Annotated in this window: 17 protein-coding genes; 12 read left to right on the forward strand and 5 right to left on the reverse strand. The window is 47.8% G+C overall.

Going from position 1 to position 22973, the window contains the following annotated elements; genetic code table 11:
- The first annotated feature begins 17 nt into the window (after positions 1-17).
- Positions 18-665 carry a metallophosphoesterase gene (locus KDC22_RS08335; RefSeq protein WP_211722700.1) on the forward strand — a complete coding sequence of 216 codons (648 nt, stop codon included), beginning with the start codon at positions 18-20 and terminating at the stop codon, positions 663-665.
- 126 nt (positions 666-791) lie between these two features.
- On the opposite strand, the gene KDC22_RS08340 is transcribed toward KDC22_RS08335, so the two are convergent.
- Positions 792-1346 carry a hypothetical protein gene (locus KDC22_RS08340; RefSeq protein WP_211722701.1) on the reverse strand — a complete coding sequence of 185 codons (555 nt, stop codon included), beginning with the start codon at positions 1344-1346 and terminating at the stop codon, positions 792-794.
- Between the two features lie 304 nt (positions 1347-1650).
- Positions 1651-1830 (reverse strand): hypothetical protein, encoded by a 180-nt coding sequence (locus KDC22_RS08345; protein ID WP_173138194.1) that lies wholly within the window; start codon positions 1828-1830, stop codon positions 1651-1653.
- A gap of 230 nt (positions 1831-2060) precedes the next feature.
- Between KDC22_RS08345 and KDC22_RS08350 the strand changes: the two genes are divergently transcribed.
- Both KDC22_RS08350 and KDC22_RS08355 read left to right on the forward strand, forming a co-directional pair.
- Complete coding sequence (locus KDC22_RS08350; RefSeq protein WP_425517051.1) at positions 2061-3446, forward strand: MATE family efflux transporter; 1386 nt, start codon at positions 2061-2063, stop codon at positions 3444-3446.
- Positions 3447-4097: 651 nt separating this feature from the next.
- Positions 4098-8102, forward strand: a complete 4005-nt coding sequence (locus tag KDC22_RS08355) for a glycoside hydrolase family 10 protein (protein WP_211722702.1) — start codon at positions 4098-4100, stop codon at positions 8100-8102.
- 186 nt (positions 8103-8288) lie between these two features.
- Here the strand turns inward: KDC22_RS08355 and KDC22_RS08360 are convergent, their stop codons facing one another.
- Positions 8289-9266 (reverse strand): Gfo/Idh/MocA family protein, encoded by a 978-nt coding sequence (locus KDC22_RS08360; protein ID WP_246553396.1) that lies wholly within the window; start codon positions 9264-9266, stop codon positions 8289-8291.
- 558 nt (positions 9267-9824) lie between these two features.
- Here KDC22_RS08360 and KDC22_RS08365 point away from each other — a divergent pair.
- Entirely contained in the window at positions 9825-12272 is a 2448-nt protein-coding gene (locus KDC22_RS08365) for a hypothetical protein (RefSeq protein ID WP_211722704.1), read from the forward strand.
- Between the two features lie 7 nt (positions 12273-12279).
- Here the strand turns inward: KDC22_RS08365 and KDC22_RS08370 are convergent, their stop codons facing one another.
- Entirely contained in the window at positions 12280-13338 is a 1059-nt protein-coding gene (locus KDC22_RS08370; RefSeq protein WP_211722705.1) for an ATP-grasp domain-containing protein, read from the reverse strand.
- Positions 13339-13383: 45 nt separating this feature from the next.
- A complete protein-coding gene (locus tag KDC22_RS08375) occupies positions 13384-14322 on the reverse strand; it encodes a tyrosine-type recombinase/integrase (protein WP_211722706.1) in 939 nt (312 codons plus the stop codon).
- A gap of 475 nt (positions 14323-14797) precedes the next feature.
- Between KDC22_RS08375 and alaS the strand changes: the two genes are divergently transcribed.
- From alaS to KDC22_RS08415, 8 genes are all read left to right on the forward strand, one after another.
- Complete coding sequence (gene alaS / locus KDC22_RS08380; protein WP_211723949.1) at positions 14798-17431, forward strand: alanine--tRNA ligase; 2634 nt, start codon at positions 14798-14800, stop codon at positions 17429-17431.
- A gap of 335 nt (positions 17432-17766) precedes the next feature.
- A complete protein-coding gene (locus KDC22_RS08385; protein WP_173138182.1) occupies positions 17767-18042 on the forward strand; it encodes an IreB family regulatory phosphoprotein in 276 nt (91 codons plus the stop codon).
- Positions 18042-18458: a Holliday junction resolvase RuvX gene (gene ruvX, locus KDC22_RS08390; RefSeq protein ID WP_173138237.1), complete on the forward strand. Its 417-nt coding sequence runs from the start codon at positions 18042-18044 to the stop codon at positions 18456-18458. The genes KDC22_RS08385 and ruvX overlap by 1 nt, the downstream gene beginning before the upstream one ends.
- A gap of 13 nt (positions 18459-18471) precedes the next feature.
- Complete coding sequence (locus KDC22_RS08395) at positions 18472-18780, forward strand: DUF1292 domain-containing protein (protein WP_036696606.1); 309 nt, start codon at positions 18472-18474, stop codon at positions 18778-18780.
- Positions 18773-19081, forward strand: coding sequence for a DUF1292 domain-containing protein (locus KDC22_RS08400; protein WP_211722707.1), 309 nt, complete (start codon positions 18773-18775; stop codon positions 19079-19081). The genes KDC22_RS08395 and KDC22_RS08400 overlap by 8 nt, the downstream gene beginning before the upstream one ends.
- A 182-nt stretch (positions 19082-19263) precedes the next feature.
- Positions 19264-20289: an endolytic transglycosylase MltG gene (gene mltG, locus KDC22_RS08405; RefSeq protein ID WP_246553398.1), complete on the forward strand. Its 1026-nt coding sequence runs from the start codon at positions 19264-19266 to the stop codon at positions 20287-20289.
- A gap of 47 nt (positions 20290-20336) precedes the next feature.
- Positions 20337-21269: a peptidase U32 family protein gene (locus KDC22_RS08410; protein ID WP_211722709.1), complete on the forward strand. Its 933-nt coding sequence runs from the start codon at positions 20337-20339 to the stop codon at positions 21267-21269.
- A gap of 259 nt (positions 21270-21528) precedes the next feature.
- Positions 21529-22851, forward strand: coding sequence for a peptidase U32 family protein (locus tag KDC22_RS08415; protein WP_211722710.1), 1323 nt, complete (start codon positions 21529-21531; stop codon positions 22849-22851).
- Positions 22852-22973 lie beyond the last annotated feature (122 nt).

Genomic DNA, 22973 nt, shown 5'->3' on the forward strand with positions numbered 1-22973 from the left:
GAAAGGCCGTTGATAAAATGCCGCACACCCTACAGAAAGCTTACCGGCTGCTTGCAGTATCGGACATCCATGGACATGCCGCAGGACTGCAGCAGCTGCTCGATGCCGCCGCCTATAATCCCAGGACAGACCAGCTGATTCTGGTGGGGGATTACATAGATGAGGACCCGCAGAGCCGCTCAACGCTTGAGTTGATACGAAGCTTAACCCGGGAGGGAGCACTCGCCGTTCCGGGTAATATGGAGACGAAGCTGCTGAGCCAGCCTGAAGGACACTCGGCAGTGGAGTTAACCTTCCGTAACTGGCTGTGTCAGTTACCTCCGTATGTGGAGGCGGACGGATATCTGTTTGTACATGCCGGGTTCCGTCCCGGAGTGCCGCTGGAGCAGCAGACGCTGCTGGATATGACCGAGATCCGCCAGGATTTCTGGGAAGCTCCGCTGCCCGCCTTCGCCGGACAGGGCATTGTGTTCGGACACACCCCGACCTTCAAACTGGGAGCGGCGGCGGGGAAGATCTGGAGAAGCGGCGGAAAGATTGGCATTGACACAGGGGCTAAGCATGGCTGCCGGCTGACGCTGCTTGATGTCCATAATGGTATAGCGTACTCGTGTTCTACAGAGTCCAGACAACGGTATGGAGACTTCCGTGCCGATCTTCTGTGAAAATGTTTTAGATTGATCCATTAAATGAAACAGCGGCAGAACAAGACTAGATAAATAAAGTCTTAAACTGCCGCTGTTGTTGTTCAATTAACGTGTCCCGTTTGATGAATGAGAACCATGAGAACCCTACTTTAAATCACTAAAATAATCTACGTAATATCCTTCAGAATCCCAGTAATCATCGTATTCTTTATAAATATCAATAATTTTCTCTTTAGGTGTTCCGCAACGTTCAAGAAGCCAATTCCTTATAAAATGGATATCCTTATTTTCATCTTCCCAAATAAAATCTAGAACTCCTGACTCTCTTGATCCACTGTCCGGTACATAAACTGCATATTCTGATGAAAAATAACGGGCTAAATCGAAGGTGACTTTCTTTAAATAAAGTTGAAGCTCGTCCTCTAAGAGAAAGCTTCTCCATCTTATATAATGATGAAAATAACAAACCTTTTCCGAGAATGTTAAATTCATTCCGCAAGGTCCGCTGATTTCCACAGTGCCACCAATCTCCTCATGAACTGTAAAAAGTTTATCCTCATCCTTAGGGTTATGTGGGAGCAGGAAGTTAATGAATTCACCGACGTGCTTTAAAGATCTAGAATTTAGTGCATGACATAATATTTGAATTTCATCCCTATTTAAATTATGTCCTAAGAAAGCTGTGAAATCTGCCCCCATTTTCTTCCGCTCCCTTAAATCAATTTAAAAAAACTCTTGGCAATAAGGCACAGGTACTGCTCCTGACAACCTCAATTTAACACATATTGGAACTAAACTGCCTTCTACACTGCCCCTGGCAGTCCCTTAGCATCAATATTAAAGTTCACTGAGTCATCCAACTAAATAGTTGAGAAGGGAAGTTGTGTCACCCACAAAAATCTTGCCCAAGTAATCATAACCCGCAGGTAGAGGTCCTCTACCCTGCGGGTTATTTACGTAGAATACATCACAGGTATGTAGCACAGACCAACTGTGCGGAAGCTTAATCCTTATCAATCAGCTCCAGCTTTTCAAGGATTTTCAGGGTGGTAACGGCGGACAGCTGCACGGCTAATTGAATACTGGCCTGGCTGTTTCCAGCCTGCTCCAAGGCGGCTTTGTTCTCGGACATGACTTCTTCCGTAACCTGCCCGATCAGACTTTTGACGATTTCATTATTCATCAGAGACTCCTCCTCCCGCAATAAATAGTCACAAGCTATATTTCGGACAGATCCAGGATTTTACTTAGAGCGAAAGGGATGGCAATGGAGTACGTGTTTCTATTTTGTCATCGTCGTCTAAAAAGTAATACAGACTTAACACAGACTTGGAATGGAATCTGTAGTAAACTGGAAGGAATGTATGTATTGTATGCCTGCAAATATTCTACAGAAAAGAATGTGATATGTTTATGCAGCTTCAAGCCCGTCTGCCGGCCAAGAAATGGCTGGAGAAATATCTGTCCGGGGAAGGAATGGATTACCGGCAAATTATCGCCCTGTTTCTTCCGATTCTGATTGACCAGGCCTTCATTATCGGGCTGAATCTGGTCAACACTGCGATGATCAGCTCGTCGGGGATGGCGGCGGTTAGTGCAGTGAATATGGTAGATTCTCTGAATATTTTCTTGATTAACGTATTTGTTGCTATTGCGACGGGAGGAACGGTGGTAGTTGCCCAGTATAAAGGCAGCGGAAATGACCGGATGGTCTCCCAGGCCACGGCCGGTTCGGTCGCCTCCGTATCGCTGATCTCGGTGGGGATTGGTCTCTTGCTTATGTCCTTTCATACGCCAATATTGAATTTACTGTTCGGGAACGCCTCCGCCGATGTGCTGGACAACGCCCGGGTCTATATGATCGGCAGCAGTATTTCTTACTTAGGAATCGCCGTGGTTCAGGCCGTATGCGGTGCGCTGCGGGGCGTGGGGCGGACGCGGGCTTCGCTGTTGCTGTCGCTGATTATGAATCTGCTGTATGTACTCCTGAACATTGTCTTCATTAACCTGCTGCACATGGGTGTGCTGGGGATGACGCTGGCGGTCAACATCGCGCGGTATGCGGGCATGATCTTTGCCCTGGTGTACCTGTTCAAGATTGATACAGTGCTGCGTGTGCAGGTCCGCGACCTGTTCCATGTTCCGCTCTCCATGCTGCGCAGAATCATGTTCATCGGTGTGCCGTTCGCTGCGGAGCAGATGTTCTTCAACGGCGGCAAGCTGCTGACCCAGATATTCATCGTCAGTCTGGGCACCTATGCGATTGCCACCAATGCGATCGCCGGGTCGCTGGCGATGGTGTTTCAAATTCCGGCCAGTGCGTTGTCACTGACGATCGTAACGGTGGTCGGCCAGTGTATCGGGCGGGGGGATGTGGCAGATGCCCGAAAGTTTATCAAGTCCTTCCTCTGGATCGGTTCCGCCTCTTATGCTTTGGTGGCCTTGATCCTGATGCCGCTGTTCCATCCGCTGGTGTCGATCTTCTCCCCGCCGCCGGAGATTATTGATGATCTGTTCGTGGTGCTGCTGGTGAATGCGATCGCCCAGATTCCGCTGTGGGCCTTCAGCTTCATTCTGCCGTCTGCGCTGCGGGCAGCGGGCGATTCCCGCTTCACCTCAATAGCTTCGATGCTGACCATGTGGCTGTTCCGGGTCATATTCGGCTACATTCTGGGGATTGTGCTGGGTTACGGGGTTCTGGGCGTGTGGCTGGCGATGAACTGCGAGTGGGCCGTCCGCGGAGCTGTGTTCCTGTGGCGCTTCCGGGGGAAGAAGTGGTATGCGCATAAGCTGATCTGATAGCTGCTGGTGATAAGGCTGTCCTCTGTTGGCGGATCACCCATATATGAAATAGTCCTGTTTAAGAGAAAAGGATAACAGAACAGCATTTCTCGCGTTACTGAGAAGTGCTGTTTTGCGTTTTTTTGCATCTTCGTGCAGACTCCCTGCACGTGGTGTAATGAAGGCTGGCACGATACGATGCCGAGCTACGTCAGGCGGTCCAAGTGTTCTCAGGTAGGAGTGGCTTGTCCCGGCCAGCAATTGGATAAACGTATCTTAATTCGTCAACTTCCCAGCAATCTGCTGAAGCAAGTGGAAAAACAGCATCTAACACGGATGGTTTTCACTACTTTGGAGGAAATGGGATGATGTAAGTGCTGTTTGTCCAACTGCTGATTAAGTACGGGGCATTCGCTCACCAGCAAGTGTTGAAAATCCAACTATTTCCGTCCTCTGTAGCATCCGGCTTGTAGAGTAGGGGATAGGTGCTGCTTAAATTGTGACACTCCAGTGAAATGAACTATAAAAAGCACGGTACAACCTTTAGTTTCGGGTAAGACGCATTTTTGTCCTTGTGCTACGATTTGGGTGGTGAAAGGAAAGGCTTTCGATTGCCTTGGAAGCGCTTAACTTATTGAAACCTAAATTTCATACAGAGGAGTGCAATGCATGAAGAGAATGATCAAGCAAGTCTCTCTGGTACTGCTGGCAGCCCTTCTGCTTCTTCCGGCAGGCGGATATGTTCCGGCGGCTCAAGCGGCGGAGGCCACGACCACGGTCTATCACGAAACGTTTGCGGGTGGCATAGGCAAGGCAGTCCCATCCGGGGGCGCTAGCCTTAGTGCAGTCAAGGATGTTCCTTTCGACGGGAATACCGATGAAGCGGCGTTGTACGTAAGCAACCGGGTGAATAACTGGGATGCGGTTGATTTCAAGTTCACGGACATAGGTCTCAAGAACGGAAAAACGTACACCGTCACTGCGGTTGTCTACGTTGACGCAAATGTGGCGGTCCCAAGCGATGCTAATGCAGCCCTACAGACAGTGGACGATTACACCAACGATGCATCAGTACCTTATAAAGCAGGGCAATCTGTAACCCTGACTAAGAAATTTACGGTGGATACCAGTAAGAAGGATCATTCCCTGCGTATCAACTCCAACGAGGCCGGGGCCGCAGTACCCTTTTACCTTGGAGATATTCTGTTCACTGAGGAGGGCACACCAGGCGGCGGGGAAGATCCTGTAAGAGAACCGGCCTTGCCGTTCAGCACGGTTGATTTTGAAGACCAGACGGCGGGCGGATTCACCGGCAGGGCGGGAACCGAGCTGCTCACGGTGACCAATGAAGCGAATCATACGGCGGATGGTTCCTATGCGCTGAAGGTGGAAGGCAGAACGGCTACCTGGCACGGGCCTTCCCTGCGTGTCGAGAAATACGTGGATAAGGGCAGCGAATATAACATCTCCGCCTGGGTCAAGCTGATCGATCCGGCAAGCGCGCAGCTCCAGTTGTCCACGCAGGTGGGCAATGACAGTGGTGCGAGTTATGTGGCCCTGTCCCCCAAGACCATCAGCAACGCTGACGGCTGGGTCAAATTTGAGGGCAGCTACCGCTATAACAGTGTGGGCGGCGAATATCTGACCCTTTATATTGAGAGCTCCAATAACTCAGCAGCCTCCTTTTATATCGACGATATCACTTTTGAGCATACAGGCACCGGCCCGGTTGATATTCAAAGGGATCTGGTTCCTCTAAAAGCGGCTTATCAGAATGACTTCCTGATCGGCAACGCCTTATCCGCCGAGGATCTGGAAGGGGTCCGGCTGGATCTGCTGAAAATGCATCATAACGTGGCTACCGCAGGCAATGCCATGAAGCCGGATGCGCTGCAGCCGACTAAGGGTAATTTCACGTTTACAGCGGCAGATGCGATGGTGAACAAAGTGCTGGCTGAAGGGATGAAAATGCATGGGCATGTGCTGGTATGGTATCAGCAGTCGCCTGACTGGATGAACCTGAGCACGGATGCAGCAGGCAAAACCGTTCCTTTGGGGCGTGCCGAAGCACTCACCAATCTTAGAACGCATATCCGGGAGGTTATGGAGCATTTTGAGGGCAGGGTGATCTCCTGGGATGTAGTCAATGAAGCAATGAATGATAACCCGTCTAACCCGTCCAACTGGCAAGACGCTCTGCGTCAGTCTAACTGGTATAATGCCATCGGTGCGGACTATGTAGAGCAGGCTTTCCTGGCGGCCAGAGAGGTGCTGGACGATCATCCGGAGTGGGATATCAAGCTGTATTACAATGATTATAACGATGATAACCAGAACAAAGCCCAGGCTATCTACAGTATGGTCAAGGAAATCAACGACAGGTACGCGCTTGCGAACCCCGGGAAGCTGCTGGTTGATGGTGTGGGGATGCAGGCACATTACAACATCAACACAAATCCCGATAACGTCAAGCTGTCGCTGGAGAAATTCATCTCGCTTGGCGTAGAGGTCAGCATTACCGAGCTGGATATCCAAGCCGGAAGCGACAATAAGCAAACGGAGAAGGAATTGGTGGACCAAGGCTATCTGTATGCGAAATTGATGGATCTCTACAAGACATATGCCGCCAATATTGCTCGTGTTACCTTCTGGGGAATGGATGACCGTACGAGCTGGAGAGCTGTCTCCAGTCCGCTGCTGTTTGACCGGAATTTGCAGGCCAAACCGGCCTATTACGGCGTCATTGATCCGGCAAAATATATGGCTGAGCATGAACCGAACAGGGCAGAGGCTAATGTGTCTGAGGCTGTTTACGGCACACCGGTTATTGACGGAACTGCGGATGCAATCTGGTCCTCGGCGCCTGAGATGGCAGTGAACCGGTATCAATTGGCCTGGCAGGGTGCAAGCGGAACCGCACGTACGCTGTGGGATGACCAGAATTTGTATGTACTGATTAAGGTCAGCGACGCCCAGCTCGATAAGAGTAACCCGAATGTATGGGAGCAGGACTCTGTCGAGGTCTTCCTGGATGAGAATCTGGGCCGCACCACCTTCTATCAGGACGATGACGGACAGTTCCGGGTCAATTATGACAATGAAGCCTCCTTCAGTCCGGTAGCCATCGGTGCAGGCTTCGAGTCGGCCACCAAGGTAGCCGGAACAAGCTATACCCTTGAAATGAAGATTCCGTTCAAAAAAATCACCCCGGCCGGAGGCACTAAGGTCGGCTTCGACACTCAGATTAACGACGCCAAGAGCGGCGTCCGGCAAAGTGTTGCCGCCTGGAATGATACCACCGGGAACGGTTATCAGGACACCTCCGTCTACGGAGTGTTGACGCTTAAGGCCAAAGACGGCGCTGAACCGCCGACGAAGCCGACCCCAACGCCAACACCGACACCGGCAGCAACGCCGGAACCGGAAGCCACACCATCGCCGACACCGGAACCTGTGTACGGCGGTACGAACTACAGCAGTAGCACACCGGCGCCGAAGCCTGTGAATCTGGAGAGTAAGGATGGCGTAATTACGCTCAGACCAGAGGTGAAGACCGAGGGCGGAGAGGCGAAGGCCATTGTTACAAGCGAACTGTGGCAGCAGGCCTTGAAGCAAGCCGTCCCGGCTGCGGACGGCCGCAAACAGATCGTCATTGATCTGCCTAAGCAGACAGGTGCGGTCTCCTATGAAGCTCAGCTGCCGCTGTCAAGCATGAAGGGGCAGGAGAAGTATCTGCTTGTTATCAAGAATGGTGTTGCCACGCTGTCAATCCCAAGTGAGCAGTTGGCTGGTATTACAGCGAGCACGGATTCCATCTCTATTCGTATACAAGAAGTCCCGGCATCGGGCCTGGACGCAGCAGTTACTAAGCAGACCGGCACCCGTCCGGTAATGGAGCTGAGTCTATGGGCCGCGGGGCAGCGGATAGCCTGGAGCAATCCGGGTACGCCGATTACCGTAACCATTCCGTATCAGCCTTCAGTGGAAGAGCAGGGGAACTTGGATTCGTTAGTCATCCGCTCTCTGACGGGCAATGCCTCCCTGACTGCTGTTGTGAACAGCCGTTATGACGCGGCTAAAGGAGGATTTGTATTCCAGACCTTCGGGTCCGGCACGTTTGTGGCAGCCTATGCTCCGCTATCGTTCACGGATCTGGGGAACCTGTCATGGGCGAAGCAAGCTGTCGCTGCCATGGATGCGCGCGATATCATTCCGGGCGGCAACAGCTTCCTGCCTGCGGCTCCTATGAACAGAGCAGACTTTACCGCCTCGCTGGTGAAGGTGCTGGAGCTTAAGGCTGCTGCTGAAGCAGTTGCAGGCTTCAGCGATGTCCAGAGCAACGCGGTATACAGCAAGGAGCTTGCCGCCGCGAAGCAGCTCGGTATCGTCACAGGCTATGCGGACAATACCTTCAAGCCAGCGGGCGTCATTACCCGCCAGGAGATGATGGTGATTGCAGCGCGTGCCCTGAAGGCGGCTGGAATCACGGGTGAAGGCAACGGAGCAATTGCATCTTACAGCGATGCCGGTCAAATCTCCGCCTATGCCAAGGACAGCGTGTCCGCCCTGCTGAAATACGGCGTAGTGAACGGTAAGAACAACAAGCTTGCTCCGGGGGACACCCTCTCCCGCGCGGAAGCAGTAGTGATCTTGTACCGGATCTGGAAGCTGTAAAGGATACTCGCCAGTCTTAATTGATAGAATGAATGGATAAGATACAGACGCAGTTAAACAACCAGCCGCCGGGAATCTGCCCGGCGGCTGGTTGTTTGGGTTGCGGTTTATTTTCAAGGGGAGCTATTAGATTGCGGGATAAGCATTGGTAATAGAAACCGGAGCTGTTCTTAAGTATGCCGCCTGTCAGCGTCCATTGTAATTCCGTACCAGTTCATCCATCACACGGCTGGTACGGATAGCGGTATCGCCAGTGCTGAGAGCGGTGCCGTATCCCAGAAGCTCATCTACAATGGACTGGATCAGCGGCTGCTGGATATGGGGCGGATGGGCAATGAATTCAGGCTGCTCCCCGTCTTCGGTCCGGAGAATAACCGGCTGCTCCGCAAAGGTGGAGAAGGTGATACTGCCGCGGCTGCCGACGATTTCAGTAAGGTCTTCGTTAGAAAAAGCATTAAAGCACCAGATGCCCGTCCCATGGACACCTGTCTCAAAGCGGTATCTTCCTGAGACGGTATCCTCAGGTGTGTAAGGACTTCCAAAGTTGGACGCATGTCCATTGACATCCTGAATCGGGCCAAGCAGGAAATCAAGCAGATCGAGTGTATGACTGCCCACATCGAGCAATAAACCGCCGCCGGAAATTGCCGGGTCCACCCGCCAGTTCTCCTCACTTACTGCCGTAAGCGGCTTAGTCATATGCAGAGTACGAACGAACCTGGGTTCGCCGATCGCTCCCGTATCCAGCCACTCCTTAACCTTGCGGAAGCGCGGAAGGCCTCTCCGGTAATAAGCAACGTAGAGTGGGACCCCTGCCTGCCCGCAGGCAGCAATCATGGCTTCGCATTCTGCTGTATTGAGAGCCATCGGCTTCTCGACATAGACAGGTTTTCCGGCTTGGGCAGCCGCTAAAGTGTACTCCATATGAGTAGACGGCGGTGTGGCGATATATACGGCATTCACTCCGGGATCATTCAGGAGATCGGTTGCCTTGCTATACCACCCAGGCACTCCATGCCGCCGTGCATAATCCTCTGCCAGTGCTCCGTTTCGTCTCATGACAGCCGTAAGCTGTGAACCCTCAGCCTTTTGCAGAGCCGGACCACTCTTGACCTCAGTTACATCCCCGCAGCCGATAATGCCCCAGTTAATGATTTTGCTCAATTCCGTATCCTCCTCCGGGTCTGCTTCTACCATTCTCCCTGACACTATCAACTTCCCGCCAAAATCATGCACAAATTACAACATTCCCCCTCATTATACCAACCGCAATCCTGTTATGTTGCATAAAAAACAGCATTTTTCCGCCCCCAGTCCGCTTAGGTGGATGTAATCCCGCAGTTACTGCAACAATGTCTGATGGACGCTGGTTATCTAAGATTCCGAGTTGCAGATGATGCAACATTAGAACAACCCAAAATGAATGTGAGGGTAAGATTCACGACAATGCGAGATCGGCTATCATTCCAGGCTGTAATGGCTACTAGCTGAAGCTCTAACGTTTGCAGACTTGCTCTTGCTGTCGAAGTAAGAATAGTGCGGAATCGAAAACGAATGGCTAATTATGTCGTTAGTGAAAGATCTGTGAAAGATATGGTAGAAAAAAGGATTATTTTGAAAAAAGTCGAATATGTCGATTATCATGTTGAAACAAAAATAATGCGGTGTATTTCTAAAGAAATATATCCTAATAACTCAGAATTATTTGGAGGTTTAATTTAAGTGCCATTATCCAGAAAGCAATTAGAGTTTAAACAGAAAATTGTTGAAGGGATAGAAAATTCCAAAACAAGTATTGTTCATCTCCATGGTCCATTGGGTGGTGGGAAAACTGAGATAATAAAAAGTTGCTTAAAAGAATTACGCACTAATTATGAGAATTGGGCTGCTTTCTACATTGAAGGGAAGTTAGGACTTAATGACCCTTACTCAACAATTACGTTATCGGAAGATGTCAATCATCCTTATCTTGAACATAACAATTTTGGTTTTAATTTTGGATTTAAAATATTTGAATTTATAAATTTAGGGTTAACAAATTCTTTCAAAAAGAAAGAAGTTTTTGACTCGAAAATCAATTTTTTCGCCAAAAAAATAGCGCATTTGGCTGAAGAAAATATATTGATAATTGCTGATAGCTATCACTTTTGGGACAAATCATCTCAATCATTTCTCGAAGCTTTAAGACATTCCAAAAAAACGCTAAAAGACAAAAAGGTAAAGATAATTATAATTACCGACGACGAGGAAAAACAAAGCAGTTACTTGAATTCAAAAATGTTATTTACTGAAGGCCTGAATATTTATTTAGAACTGCCTAAAATAGATGAAATTGGAGAAATGCTTAAAGTATTGGGATACAAGTTATCTTTATCTAGACATGACCTTGAAAATATCATGTCTCTAAGTGGTGCGAACATCGACTTTATTAAAATTGTTGTAGAAGGGCTCTACTTAAATAAATTAACAAATGTTGTAACTGATCAAGCAAACTTGGACTTGAAAGTATTACTGGAGTGTAGATTGGACCTATTAGGTGATAAGAAGTTGGATTATTCTGATATATTAAAAGCTTCATCCATTATCACTGGAGACTTTAGTACAAAGGAAATTAGTTTTTTATGTAAGGAAAAAACTAATATAGACGAAATATTAAACAATTGTTGTGAAAACCTACTCTTAAAAAAAGGTAATCAGTACGTTTTTTCAAACAGTTTTATTCAGGACTTTTTTTATATGAAGCTACACGGAACACATTCAAGATTCCATTTGCAATACTACAATTTTTTAAAAGAAAACAAGCCAGAGGACTACTTAACACGTGCCATTCATTTATCATTAGGTGATATTGAAGGCATCCATACTCAAGAAATAGTTGGACTTTTCATATTAGCCTATTGCCGGAATATTTTTGTAGCATCCCAACCCGGGGATTGCGATTATATTGAAAAAGCGCTTAGAAAAACAATTAAGAATAGTGATAACTATAATATGAAAGTCTATCTAAGAACCTTTAATAATATGATAGATGCTTGTAAGTCCTACTTGGAGGAAGATTATTCTTATGCTTATGAAAAACTAAAATCTATTTCTGATACTGGTTCTCTATTACTCAAGTCAGAAGTTGCCCGAATGGAACTTCTTGTATCACTTATGCTTGATATGAACACTGATCGTATCAAATCCCACGTTCAAAAACTGGATTTTTTACTTAGGGAACTTGAGGTGAATGAAAAAGAAGAATGGGCAATTTGTTCTTTTGTCTTATTTTCAACGTATTCAAATAAATTAGGGGATTTCGATAAAACTGAACAACTAGCGTTAAAGTTACTAACTTTTATAACAAATAATCAGCATAATAAATTCTTTGAATATTTAGGTAAAGTAGTACAGAGAAAAGCCTTCTTATATAAATCTCCTGTAATGTCTGAAGTGGCAATAGAAGATGCTGTTATTTATTTTGAGCAGTCATCAGACTATCTTCAATATTATTTTTCTCTCTGCAATCTTGCTGGAATATTAATGGTCTTGAGTAAATTTGATAAGGCTTTATCCCATTTAGATGGGTGTCTGCATTTAATAAGTGATCACAAATACATCAACTTTCCATCCAAAGAAAAGATTTATAATAATCTTTATTTAACTAGGTTTTTATCACACTTGAGAAGAGAAGATTTTGAAATAAGTCACCCTATTGTAGATGAAACGATTGTTAATTTAAAAAGTCAAATATCAATGAAGCCAAGTGAAAAGGACGCTATAATGCTGCTTAATCTTGCTAATATTTTTCTAATGAAGAAAGATTTTCATAATTGCAATAAAGTAGTAGATGATTTAAGAAAATATATTCTTATAGCAAATGAAGATCGTTTTTATGAATATTATATTAAAAATATATATTTAGTTATTGAAATACTAAATAAAAACTGGGAAACTTCAAAGCAGTATTTAGCCGATTTCAAACAGTGTGTCCCTGAATATCATAGAAAAATACAAAAACAACTTACGAACCGAGTTCTCGCTTTAGATAATCTCATTAGTAGGAAATTAGATCTTGACCCAGTTGCTCTTGATCGATGGGTTTATGAACAATCGTCCCCTATGGAAGCGGCATGTAGTTTTTATTGTAGGTTGTTTTTGTTTTCCGATTTACAATTCTCGTCACTTTAGTAAGTAGCTACACATTTGTTGCTAAAGCAATAATTGAACTATATATATGCTGAGTTTCAAAGCCCAATCTATCAAATACAAAAGAAAATGAACTGTGTTTAGTGGTATAAGGAGAGGCAGCAATATCCATCAAGTAGGGAATACCATTGTTATTAATCCGAAAATCGATTCTCCCATAATTTCTGAGTCCAACAAGACAAGAAATGATTTTTGCGGATTCTTTTGTCTTTTCTATTATGGATTGTGGCAACTCTTCACTTAAAGCGAAAAAATTATAAGAATTATTGTAAGAATGATCAAAAGTTATAATCGCTTCATTTAATAATCTTTTATCATTTATTGACACCCCAACTGGCTCGAAAGCAAAAGGTTTATTTGAAATTAATAGTGGAACTTCACATTCATATCCTTCAATAAATTCTTGAACCAAGAAGCTTTTGTTACTTGAATAGGATAAATCGTGAAGTTCAATAGCTTTTTTTGAGTTGAATTCAATTATAGATTCAGAGCTTAAACCGATACTTGCAGACTCATATAGTGGTTTAATGATAACTTTCTTTCCATCAGGCGGTCTTTTATCTAGCCATCCCATGGGTGACAATACCCAACTATCTGGAACAAAAATATTGTGACTTTCTAAAAATTTAGTATATGTATACTTAGCTCTGCTAAGAGAAATAACAAATGCATCTGCTCCGGTATATGGAATATGTAACAGGTCGCAAAAAGAAGGGATTAACGATTTTTTTCCAACGTAATCACCATTTCTAGCGAGATTATAAACTAATCTTTTGTTTTTGTAGTATGCCTCTCTAAGCACAGTCATAATAAATTCAGGCTCATTAAAAAAAGTTTCGACAAAGAAGCCAGTTCCTTTAATACCTTCGAATACCTCATCGTATTCTTCATCCGAAAAAAATTCATTACTTAAAGAATAATTGACTGGCTGACCATTTATTTCTCTAGTTTGTGAACGGGTATTGGTAATTAGTGCTATATTATACTTTTCACTTATTTGTTTTGCATGTAACCTCAACTCATGGATTAGGGATATTAAATCATTCATAATTAAAAACCTCCAAATAATTCTGAGTTATTAGGAGGTTTTTAACTATAATTTCAGATTATTTCTTGCATTGAATCGGTTAAGAACTTCTTTCTTTCGTTCTACAGAAACTTCTGTATAAATTTGGGTAGTACTGACATTGGTATGCCCAAGAATTTCTTGGACGGAGCGGAGATCGGCTCCATTGTTTAGTAAATGTGTTGCAAAGCTATGTCGTAAGTAGTGGGGAGTGGACTTCTTACTGATGTTTGCAAGATCTCTGTACTTAGCATAGATATCCTCTATAGAATAAATGGAAAGACGATCTCCATATTTATTGATAAAAAGCGCATCTGAGTTTGGGTTTAACTCTTCCCGAATACTGAGCCATGCATTAATCTTTTTGACTACCTCAATACTAGATATATATAGAAGCCGTTCTTTACGTCCTTTCCCAAAAATCAGAATAGTGTTCTCCTCCAAATCAAAATCCTCTAGATCAATGGAAACGAGTTCCCCTATTCGTATTCCAATCACATATAACAACTCGATAATTGCATTATTCCGTGTACAAATTATTCTCCTGAAGGAGGAGTGTAATTGTTTCATATGTTCTTGAGGGGAGTTTAGAAGGCGCTCAATTTCGTTTACAGATAGTGTCTTTGGAATGCGTTTTGCTGTTTTGAAATGCCTCCCGAAGCTTGCTATAGGTGAAACTGATATTTTTTCTGTCTGAACAAGATAGTTGAAAAAGGCTTTGATACTGATATATTTTCGTTTGATTGTTGAATCACTCAATATGTTTTTTGAGTTCAATTCTTCTAAATATGTAATCAAATTTTCTTTTGTAATCAAGTCTAGAGACTGAAGAATGTACCAAGCGTATAATCCATTCAAGTCAGATAAATAAGCTTTAATTGATTTTAACGATAAATTACGTTCTACACTTAAAAAAAATTCATACTCCTTGAGATGTTGTGTAAAATCAGCGATGGTTAGTTTCATATTGCCTCCTAATTTCTGTGTTTTCTTGAAGTAATAAATTACAAATTGATTATTAATCAGCTTACTTCATTTTGACTTAAATGGCTTGGTGTTTTTATGCTTGAGAATTTCCCTACCCAAGATTGACAGAAAACCACCCGCTGGCTATACTTGAAATGTTAAAAAGCAAATCGGACAAAGCGTTGATGAAAACAAGTACGCCGGAGAATGGCTCCATCAGAGAACAGGTTCCTTTGCGGATGGCCCGCATCGGGTGTGAGAACCTGGAAGTCAGGCCGGCAGAAAGCTACTTTCGGAGTGCGGGGACAACCCCGCCGGGGGCGCCCGTTAACAGCCGCACAAGGCGATCGTCTGCAGTTGTCCGTTTTTTTACGGATCAGGACGATAACCAGGGTGGTACCGCGATAATCATCGTCCCTGAATCTAATTCAGGGGCGTTTTTTGCATTTAAATGAAGAGACGGGAGCTGTACATGATGAAAGCAAGTGAAATCCGTTCCAAATGGCTGCAGTTTTTTGAGAGTAAAGGTCACCGCATTGAGCCGAGTGCATCCCTCGTGCCGCACAATGACCCATCGCTGCTGTGGATTAACGCAGGCATGGCGCCGCTGAAGGCGTACTTCGACGGCCGGGAGATTCCTGAGAATCCCCGCCTGGCCAATTCGCAGAAATGTATCCGCACCAATGATATTGAGAACGTGGGCAAGACGCGCCGTCACCACACTTTTTTTGAGATGCTGGGTAACTTCTCCATCGGAGATTACTTCAAGGAAGAGGCCATTACCTGGGCTTGGGAGTTCCTGACCGGCAAGGAATGGATCGGCTTCGACGGCGAACGGATCTCCGTTACCGTATATGCCGAGGACGAAGAAGCGTTCAAGCTGTGGAACGAGAAAGTCGGTCTGCCCGCAGAACGCATCATCAAGCTTGGCGACGAGAACTTCTGGGACATCGGCGAAGGCCCGTGCGGACCTTGCTCGGAAATCTTCTATGACCGCGGCGAAGCCTACGGAAGTGATATGAGTGATCCTGAAATGTACCCGGGCGGTGAGAATGAACGCTGGCTGGAGGTATGGAACCTCGTATTCTCACAGTTCAACCATAATAAGGACGGCAGTTATACGCCGCTTCCGAATAAGAATATTGATACCGGCGCAGGTCTGGAGCGCTTCGCCTCCATTCTGCAGGATGTAGACTCCAACTTCGATACCGATCTGTTCCAGCCGATCATCCAGAAGACGGCTAAGCTGGCAGGTGTGAACTACAAGGACCAGGTAGAACAGGATATCGCGTTAAAAGTCATTGCCGACCATGTACGTACCGTTACGTTCGCAGTGGGTGACGGCGTGCTTCCTTCCAATGAAGGACGCGGCTACATTATCCGCCGTCTGCTCCGCCGTGCCGTGCGTTATGGGAAGACGCTGGGGCTGGACCGTCCGTTCCTGCATGAGCTGACCGAGACTGTCGGCGAGATTATGGGCGTGTACTATCCTTCTGTGGTGGAGAACCGTGAATATATTGCCAAGATCATCCGGCTCGAAGAGGAACGCTTCCACGAGACCCTGTCCGATGGTCTGGCTATCCTGGGCGAGATCAGCGCCAGAGCCAAAGCTGACGGCCTCAGCACCATTGCCGGCGCCGATGCGTTCAAGCTCTATGACACTTACGGTTTCCCGTTTGACCTGACCGAAGATTTTGCCTCTGAGCAAGGGCTTGCCGTAGACCGCGAGGGCTTCGATGCTGCTATGCAGGAGCAGCGTGACCGTGCCAGAGCAGCCCGTCAAGACAGTGCCAGCATGAAAATTCAAGGCGGCGCACTCGCCGATCTGACGGTTAAAAGTGAATTTGTTGGATATAATGACACGGTAGCAGAGTCCAAAGTACTGGCGATTGTCATTGACGGCGCACTTGTTGATGTCGTCAGTGAAGGCGCGCAGTGCCAGGTGATTCTTGAAATGACTCCGTTCTATGCAGAAAGCGGCGGTCAAGTCAGCGACACCGGAGTTCTGACCGGCGGGTCGGTGACAGCCAAGGTGAACGGCCTCTTCAAAGCACCGCACGGCCAGCATGTTCACCTCGTTACGGTTGAAGCAGGCGATCTGAAGGTGGGCGATACCGTCCGTGCCGAAGTGAACCGGGCAGAGCGTGAGGATATCGTGAAGAACCACACCGCAACCCACTTGCTGCACAAAGCACTGAAGGAAGTGCTGGGCAGCCATGTCAACCAGGCAGGCTCTTTAGTAGAAGGCTCACGCCTGCGGTTTGACTTCTCGCATTTTGGAGCTATCACTCCAGAGGAACTCAGCGATATCGAGCAGCGTGTGAACGCCCAGATCTGGCGGAGTCTTCCTGTAGTTATTGAGAATAAGCCGATTGATGAAGCCAAAGCCATGGGAGCTATGGCGCTCTTCGGAGAGAAATACGGCAATGTGGTCCGGGTCGTTCAGGTCGGAGATTACAGCCTGGAGCTGTGCGGCGGATGCCATGTAGCCAATACCTCGCAGATCGGAATCTTCAAGCTGCTCAGCGAGAGCGGCATCGGTTCCGGTGTGCGCCGGATTGAAGCGGTGACCGGACGTTATGCGTATCAGTTCACGGAGAGCCAGCTGGACCTGCTGAAACAGTCGGCAGCGCTGCTGAAATCTTCGCTGACCGATGTGCCTAAGCGCATCGAAGCCCTGCATGCCCAGGTACGCGAGCTGGGCCGTGAGAACGAATCCCTGCAGTCTAAGCTGAGCGCAACCTTTGCGGCTGAGCTGACCAGCAGTGTGATCACTGTAGGCGGAGGCACACAGCTTCTGGCTGTCTCCGTGCAGGCCGGCAATATTGATGCGCTGCGCTCAACCGCAGACGAGCTGAAGTCCAAGCTTCCGGATGCCGTACTGGTACTCGGTGCCGTGATGGATGACAAGGTTAACTTTGTGGTTGCTGTACCGCAGGACCTCGTCAAGAAGGGTTTCCACGCCGGCAAGCTGGTCAAAGAGATTGCAGCGGTCTGCGGCGGCGGCGGCGGCGGACGTCCGGATATGGCCCAGGCCGGCGGCAAGGATGCCTCCAAGCTGGACGAAGCCCTGAAGAAGGCTGCCGAGCTGGTAGCTGCACTGGCTTAAGCGTCATTCAGTGATTGAATTGTTGTAAGAAACTGTGAAGATTTATTAACGGTGAGATACGGCGGTACTGAGGGCTTTATATCAGTGCCGCTGCTTTATTCACAAAATGTATATTTTTGAGGGTTATTCATTATTGACCTGGGGCTTGCAATAGCTTAAAACCCAAAAAAACATCTGTTTTTGTAGACAAAATGCCAAAAAAAGCGCTTTTACAGGGCAGGATTTCCTCGTTAGGGCATGAATATGTTATGATGAAGGCAGCAAGTAAGCTGTACAGCAGCAACTTTGCGAAGCCGCCCGGGTAGGGTGATTTTGCAGAAGGAAGGTGTCACCAAATGGACTCCATGGACAAAACGGTCAAATTCAATGTGAAGGGCGACGAAAAGGAAGCCTCCCCCCAGGAAATACTGCTCGCCGTATACGACGCGCTGGTGGAGAAAGAATACCATCCGATCAACCAGATCGTAGGGTATCTTCTGTCTGGAGATCCGGCTTACATTCCGCGCCACAACAATGCGAGAAGTTTGGTCCGGAGAAAAGAGCGTGATGAGCTGATCGAAGAACTGGTCCGTTTCTATCTGGCCAATCACCGGGTGGACCCGCCGAAATGATGAAGAAGCTGGGACTGGACTACGGCGACCGCAGAATCGGTGTCGCCACAAGCGATATTTTCGGATGGACAGCACAGTCTCTGGAGACCATTGAGCGGCGCGGAAACGGCAACGAATATGACCGTATCCGTGAACTGATCAAGGAGCATGAAATCGGTGAGATTGTCGTTGGGCTGCCGAAGAATATGAACGGCTCAGTAGGACCCCGTGGTGAAATTTGCATTGAATTCGCTGCCAAGCTGCGGGAGCAATTTGATTTGCCCGTACACCTTTGGGATGAGCGTCTGACGACGGTATCTGCTGAGCGGGTGCTTATTGATGGGGACGTCAGCCGGAAGAAACGCAAGGGGCTTGTGGACAAAATGGCCGCAGCGCTGATTTTGCAAAATTTTTTGGATGCTAACAGTAAAAGGTGAGGGGTGTGCGGATATGACAAACGAACAGATCGGCCAAGAAGAGGAACCGGAAATTATCTATATTCCCGATGAGGAAGGTAATGAAGAGGAATTCGAGGTCATCATGAAGTTTGAAGTCGACGGATCGGATGCCAAGTATATGATGGTGGTTCCACTCGATTCCGAGGATGAGGAGACAGATGAGGTCTACGCGTTCCGTTACGAGGAAGACGGCGACGATCTGCAGCTCTTCATGATTGAGAATGACGAGGAATGGGCCATCGTAGAAGAGACCTTCAATACTTTGGTTGACGAGCTGGATGGAGGAGCAGAGAATGACTGATTTTTCCGCTGATCAAGCGGTATGGACTTCTAAGCTCAAGGAAGTATACGGAGAAACAGTAGAACTGGAAGATGAGCAGGGCAAGTCTTCCGTTTACGATATTATTGCAGAATTTGCTGTCGGTGACCGTGCTTATGCGGTTCTGGGCGGTTCGGGAAGAGCTGCGGAGCAGGAAATTCTGCGGATCGTAGTTTCTCCGGACGGACTTCCCGAGCTGGAGAGCATCATGGACGACGATGAGTGGGAGAATGTTTCCGAGCTGTACGATGAGCTTACCTTCCCGGCGGAAGACAGCGAATAAGCATCTGCGGCAACTTAATCTAGAGCGGGTACGGAAGAGGGCGGAATTTTTCCGCGCTCTTTTTGTTTAAGGATAAGGGATTCTTGTTTATGCTGAAAAAATAAGTTGAATTTTGGACAATACAAATTTATACTTTATAGTCGGAAAGTGAGGCGTAATATTTGAAAGCCGTGATCCGCACTGTGCTTATCTTAATCCTGGTCCTGGCAGCTGCCGCAGGAGGAGGAGCATGGTATATTTGGAATGGAATGCAGCCGGTAGAGCCCGCAGGGCCGCCTGTAACGGTTACGATAGAGAAGGGTATGGGCAGCTCGCAAATTGCTGACCTGCTCGAGCAAGAGGGAATTATCAAGAACAGCCTGTTTTTCAAAGGGTATCTGAAATGGGTTCAGGAGGGCTCCAGCTTCAAGGCTGGAACGTATAATGTAAGTCCCGGCGACTCTTACGACACCCTGATCAGCCGGATGAATGCCGGAGACGTAGTGAAGGAAGAGATGGTTACATTCACGATTCCTGAAGGGTATACAGTAACCCAAGTGGCAGAGAAGCTGGCTGCTGCTTGGAACCAGAAGCCGGAGGTTTTCCTGAAATTGATGGATTCCGGGGAGGGCCTGGAGGCGGTAAGCCTGCTGGAGATCCCGTCCAACCCGCAGCTGCGCCATCGTCTGGAGGGATATCTGTTCCCGGAAACCTATGAGCTGGTTAAGGACAGCACTCCGCAAGAAGTGATTGAAGCCATGCTGGATCAGCTGGTGAAGAAGCTGGATACGATTCCTGAATGGAAGTCGAAGCTGGCGAACCGCGGACTCTCCCTCCATGAACTGCTTACCGTAGCTTCACTGGTGGAGCGTGAGGTTGTGGTGGATAAGGAACGCCCGCTGGTTGCCGGTATTATCTATAACAGACTGGACAAAGGGCAGAAGCTGGAGATAGATGCTACGGTTCAATATTTGCTGGACAAGCAGAAAGAGCGGCTGTATGAGAAGGATCTGAAGGTGGACAGCCCTTATAATACGTATAAGCAGGCAGGACTCCCGCCTGGACCGATCAGCAGCCCCGGCCTTGCCTCCATTGAAGCAGCGATGACTCCGGAGGTATCGGATTATTTCTTCTATGTCACTAAGAAAGATGGGTCACAGGGGTATTTATTTGCCAGGACCTACAAGGAACATTTAGCCAATATTCAAAAAAGCAAACAAAATCCCTAAGAACCCGCTACAATAGTAGGGATGCGCTACACACAGGAGGTAACACAATGAATAACACACCGGAGCTGCTGGTTACAGCGGCTTCTCTGGAAGAAGCGGCTGCCCTGCTAACGGCAGGAGCGAATGCGCTGCTGATCGGTGATGACCGCTTCGGCATGCGGCTTGCCGGGCATTTCACGCTGGAGGATACGGCGGCAGTGGTCAAGCTCGCACATGCCCGGGGCGCCAAGGTATACGTAAGTATAAACGGACTGATTCCCAATACGATGCTGGAGGAGCTTCCGGCTTATGTGAAGGCCATTAGCGAGCTGGGTGTGGATGGGGTAGAGTTCGGTGATCCCGCCGTTCTTGCGGCAGTGAAGGCGGAAGCGCCGGGAATGAAGCTGCACTGGAATGCGGAAATGACGTCCACCAACTATGCTACAGCCAATTATTGGGGCAGCAAGGGAGCTTCGCGGGTCGTGCTGGCACGTGAGCTCAATATGGATGAAATGACGGAGATGGTGCCTCATTTGGAAGTGGAAGCCCAGGTGCAGGTGCATGGCATGACCAATATCTATCATTCCAAGCGTAAGCTGGTAGCCAGTTATATGTCCCATCAGGGCCGTCCGAGTGATGGCGGAAGCCTGGGCAAGGAGCGCGGGCTGTTCCTGATTGAAGCAGAGCGTCCGAATGAGAAGTTCCCGATCTATGAAGATGAGAACGGAACGCATATTATGAGTTCAGATGATATTTGTATTCTGGAGGATCTCCATTTCCTGCTCAAGGCCGGTGTGCATAGCCTGAAGATTGAGGGACTGCTGAAGCCTGCGGCCTACAACGTGGCTGTCGTTAAGGCTTATCGTCATGCTATTGACTTATACGCCGCTGATCCGGCGGAATATGCTTATGATGAAGCTTGGCTGGAGGAGGTCCGGGCGTTGCAGGACCCTGAGCGTGAACTGTCGTTCGGCTTCTTCTATAAAGAACAGGTATATTAATATAAAAGGGTTTGTCTCAGCTCTTTAAAATGGGTTGTTAACTTTACCATCGAGATGGGTAGCAGCGGAGGGGAATTTGGAACTGCAGGAGCGATAGCGTCCGCCTTTAGGTTTGAATTTCAACCGCTGACAGCGGATTATAATTGGGAAATTCAAACCTAACAGCTGCCGAAAGTCCAAATTCACCGCAGCAGCGTGGACCACCCGATGTCAGCCTTAAGAACTTGCAGAAGATGAGACACAGAAAGGAGAACAGGAAATGGGAACCATGACCAAGCCTCAATTCAAAGGCAAACGTTACCGTCTGGACAAACCGGAGCTCCTGGCTCCGGCAGGGAATCTGGAGAAATTGAAATTCGCCGTACACTATGGTGCGGATGCAGTATATATTGGAGGCCAGAAATACGGCCTGCGCTCGGGGGCAGATAACTTTACCTTCGAGGAAATGCGCGAGGGCGTTGAATTTGCGAAGAAATATGGCGCCAAAGTATTCGTTGCGACCAACATTTATGCTCACAATGAAGATATCGCGGGGATTGAAGAATACCTGCGTAATTTATATGAGGCCGGGATTGCAGCTATTATTGTGGCCGATCCGGTAATTGTGGACACCGCCCTCCGCCTGGTACCGGGCCTTGAGGTGCATCTAAGTACCCAGCAATCCACGCTCAACTGGCAGGCGGTGTCTTTCTGGAAGCAGGAAGGACTGCCCCGGGTAGTATTGGGCCGGGAGACTAGCCTGGAGGAGATTGCCGAGATCAAGCAGCATGTGGATATTGAGATTGAGAGCTTCATCCACGGGGCCATGTGCTCCTCTTACTCCGGACGTTGTGTTTTGTCCAATCACTTCACAGACCGTGACTCCAACCGCGGGGGCTGCTGCCAATCCTGCCGCTGGAAATATGATCTGTTTGAAGATGCCCGTCCGGAAGGGGACTGGGTATCCGAAGAGGATCAGGCGGAAGCTCCGCAGGCCCTGGAGCCTGGAGTAACGCAGTTGCCGCTGCATCAGCCTGAGGATAATCCGTTTACCATGGGGTCGAAGGATTTATGTATGCTGGAGAGTATCCCTGACCTGATCGAGGCCGGAATAGACAGCTTCAAGATTGAGGGCCGGATGAAGTCGATTCACTACGTGGCTACTGTAGTGAACGCCTACCGCAAAGCCATTGATGCTTATATGGCAGACCCGGAAGGGTATGTGCTGAAGCCGGAGTGGCTGGAGGAGCTGCAGAAGGCGGCTAACCGTCCGCTGAATACAGGATTCTTCTACGACACACCGGACCATGAGGACCACATTTATGAGCCGGAGGAGAAAGCTGCTCCTTACGACTTTGCCGGTCTGGTGCTGGAATATGATGCTGATACGGGGATGGCGCTCGTTCAGCAGCGCAATAACTTCAAGCCGGGACAGGAAGTCGAATTCTTCGGACCGGACGATACCTTCTTCAAGCAGACCGTAGGCGAGCTGTGGGATGAGGCGGGCAATCCGCTGGAGGTTGCCCGCCATCCGCTGCAGCGGGTGCGGATGAAGGTCGATCAGCCGGTTGCTTATTTTGATATGATGCGCAAGAGAAAATAGCAGCTTCTTATACGTGGAGTGTCCGTTACTAAATGGGCACTCCTTTTTTGAAAGATAATAAATTATAGGCTTCGCTAATAAATCTTCCTTATCTTTCTCGCTGAAACGGATGCCATCCTTTT

The organism is Paenibacillus tritici, from assembly GCF_018207515.1.
GTDB lineage: Bacteria > Bacillota > Bacilli > Paenibacillales > Paenibacillaceae > Paenibacillus_AQ > Paenibacillus_AQ tritici.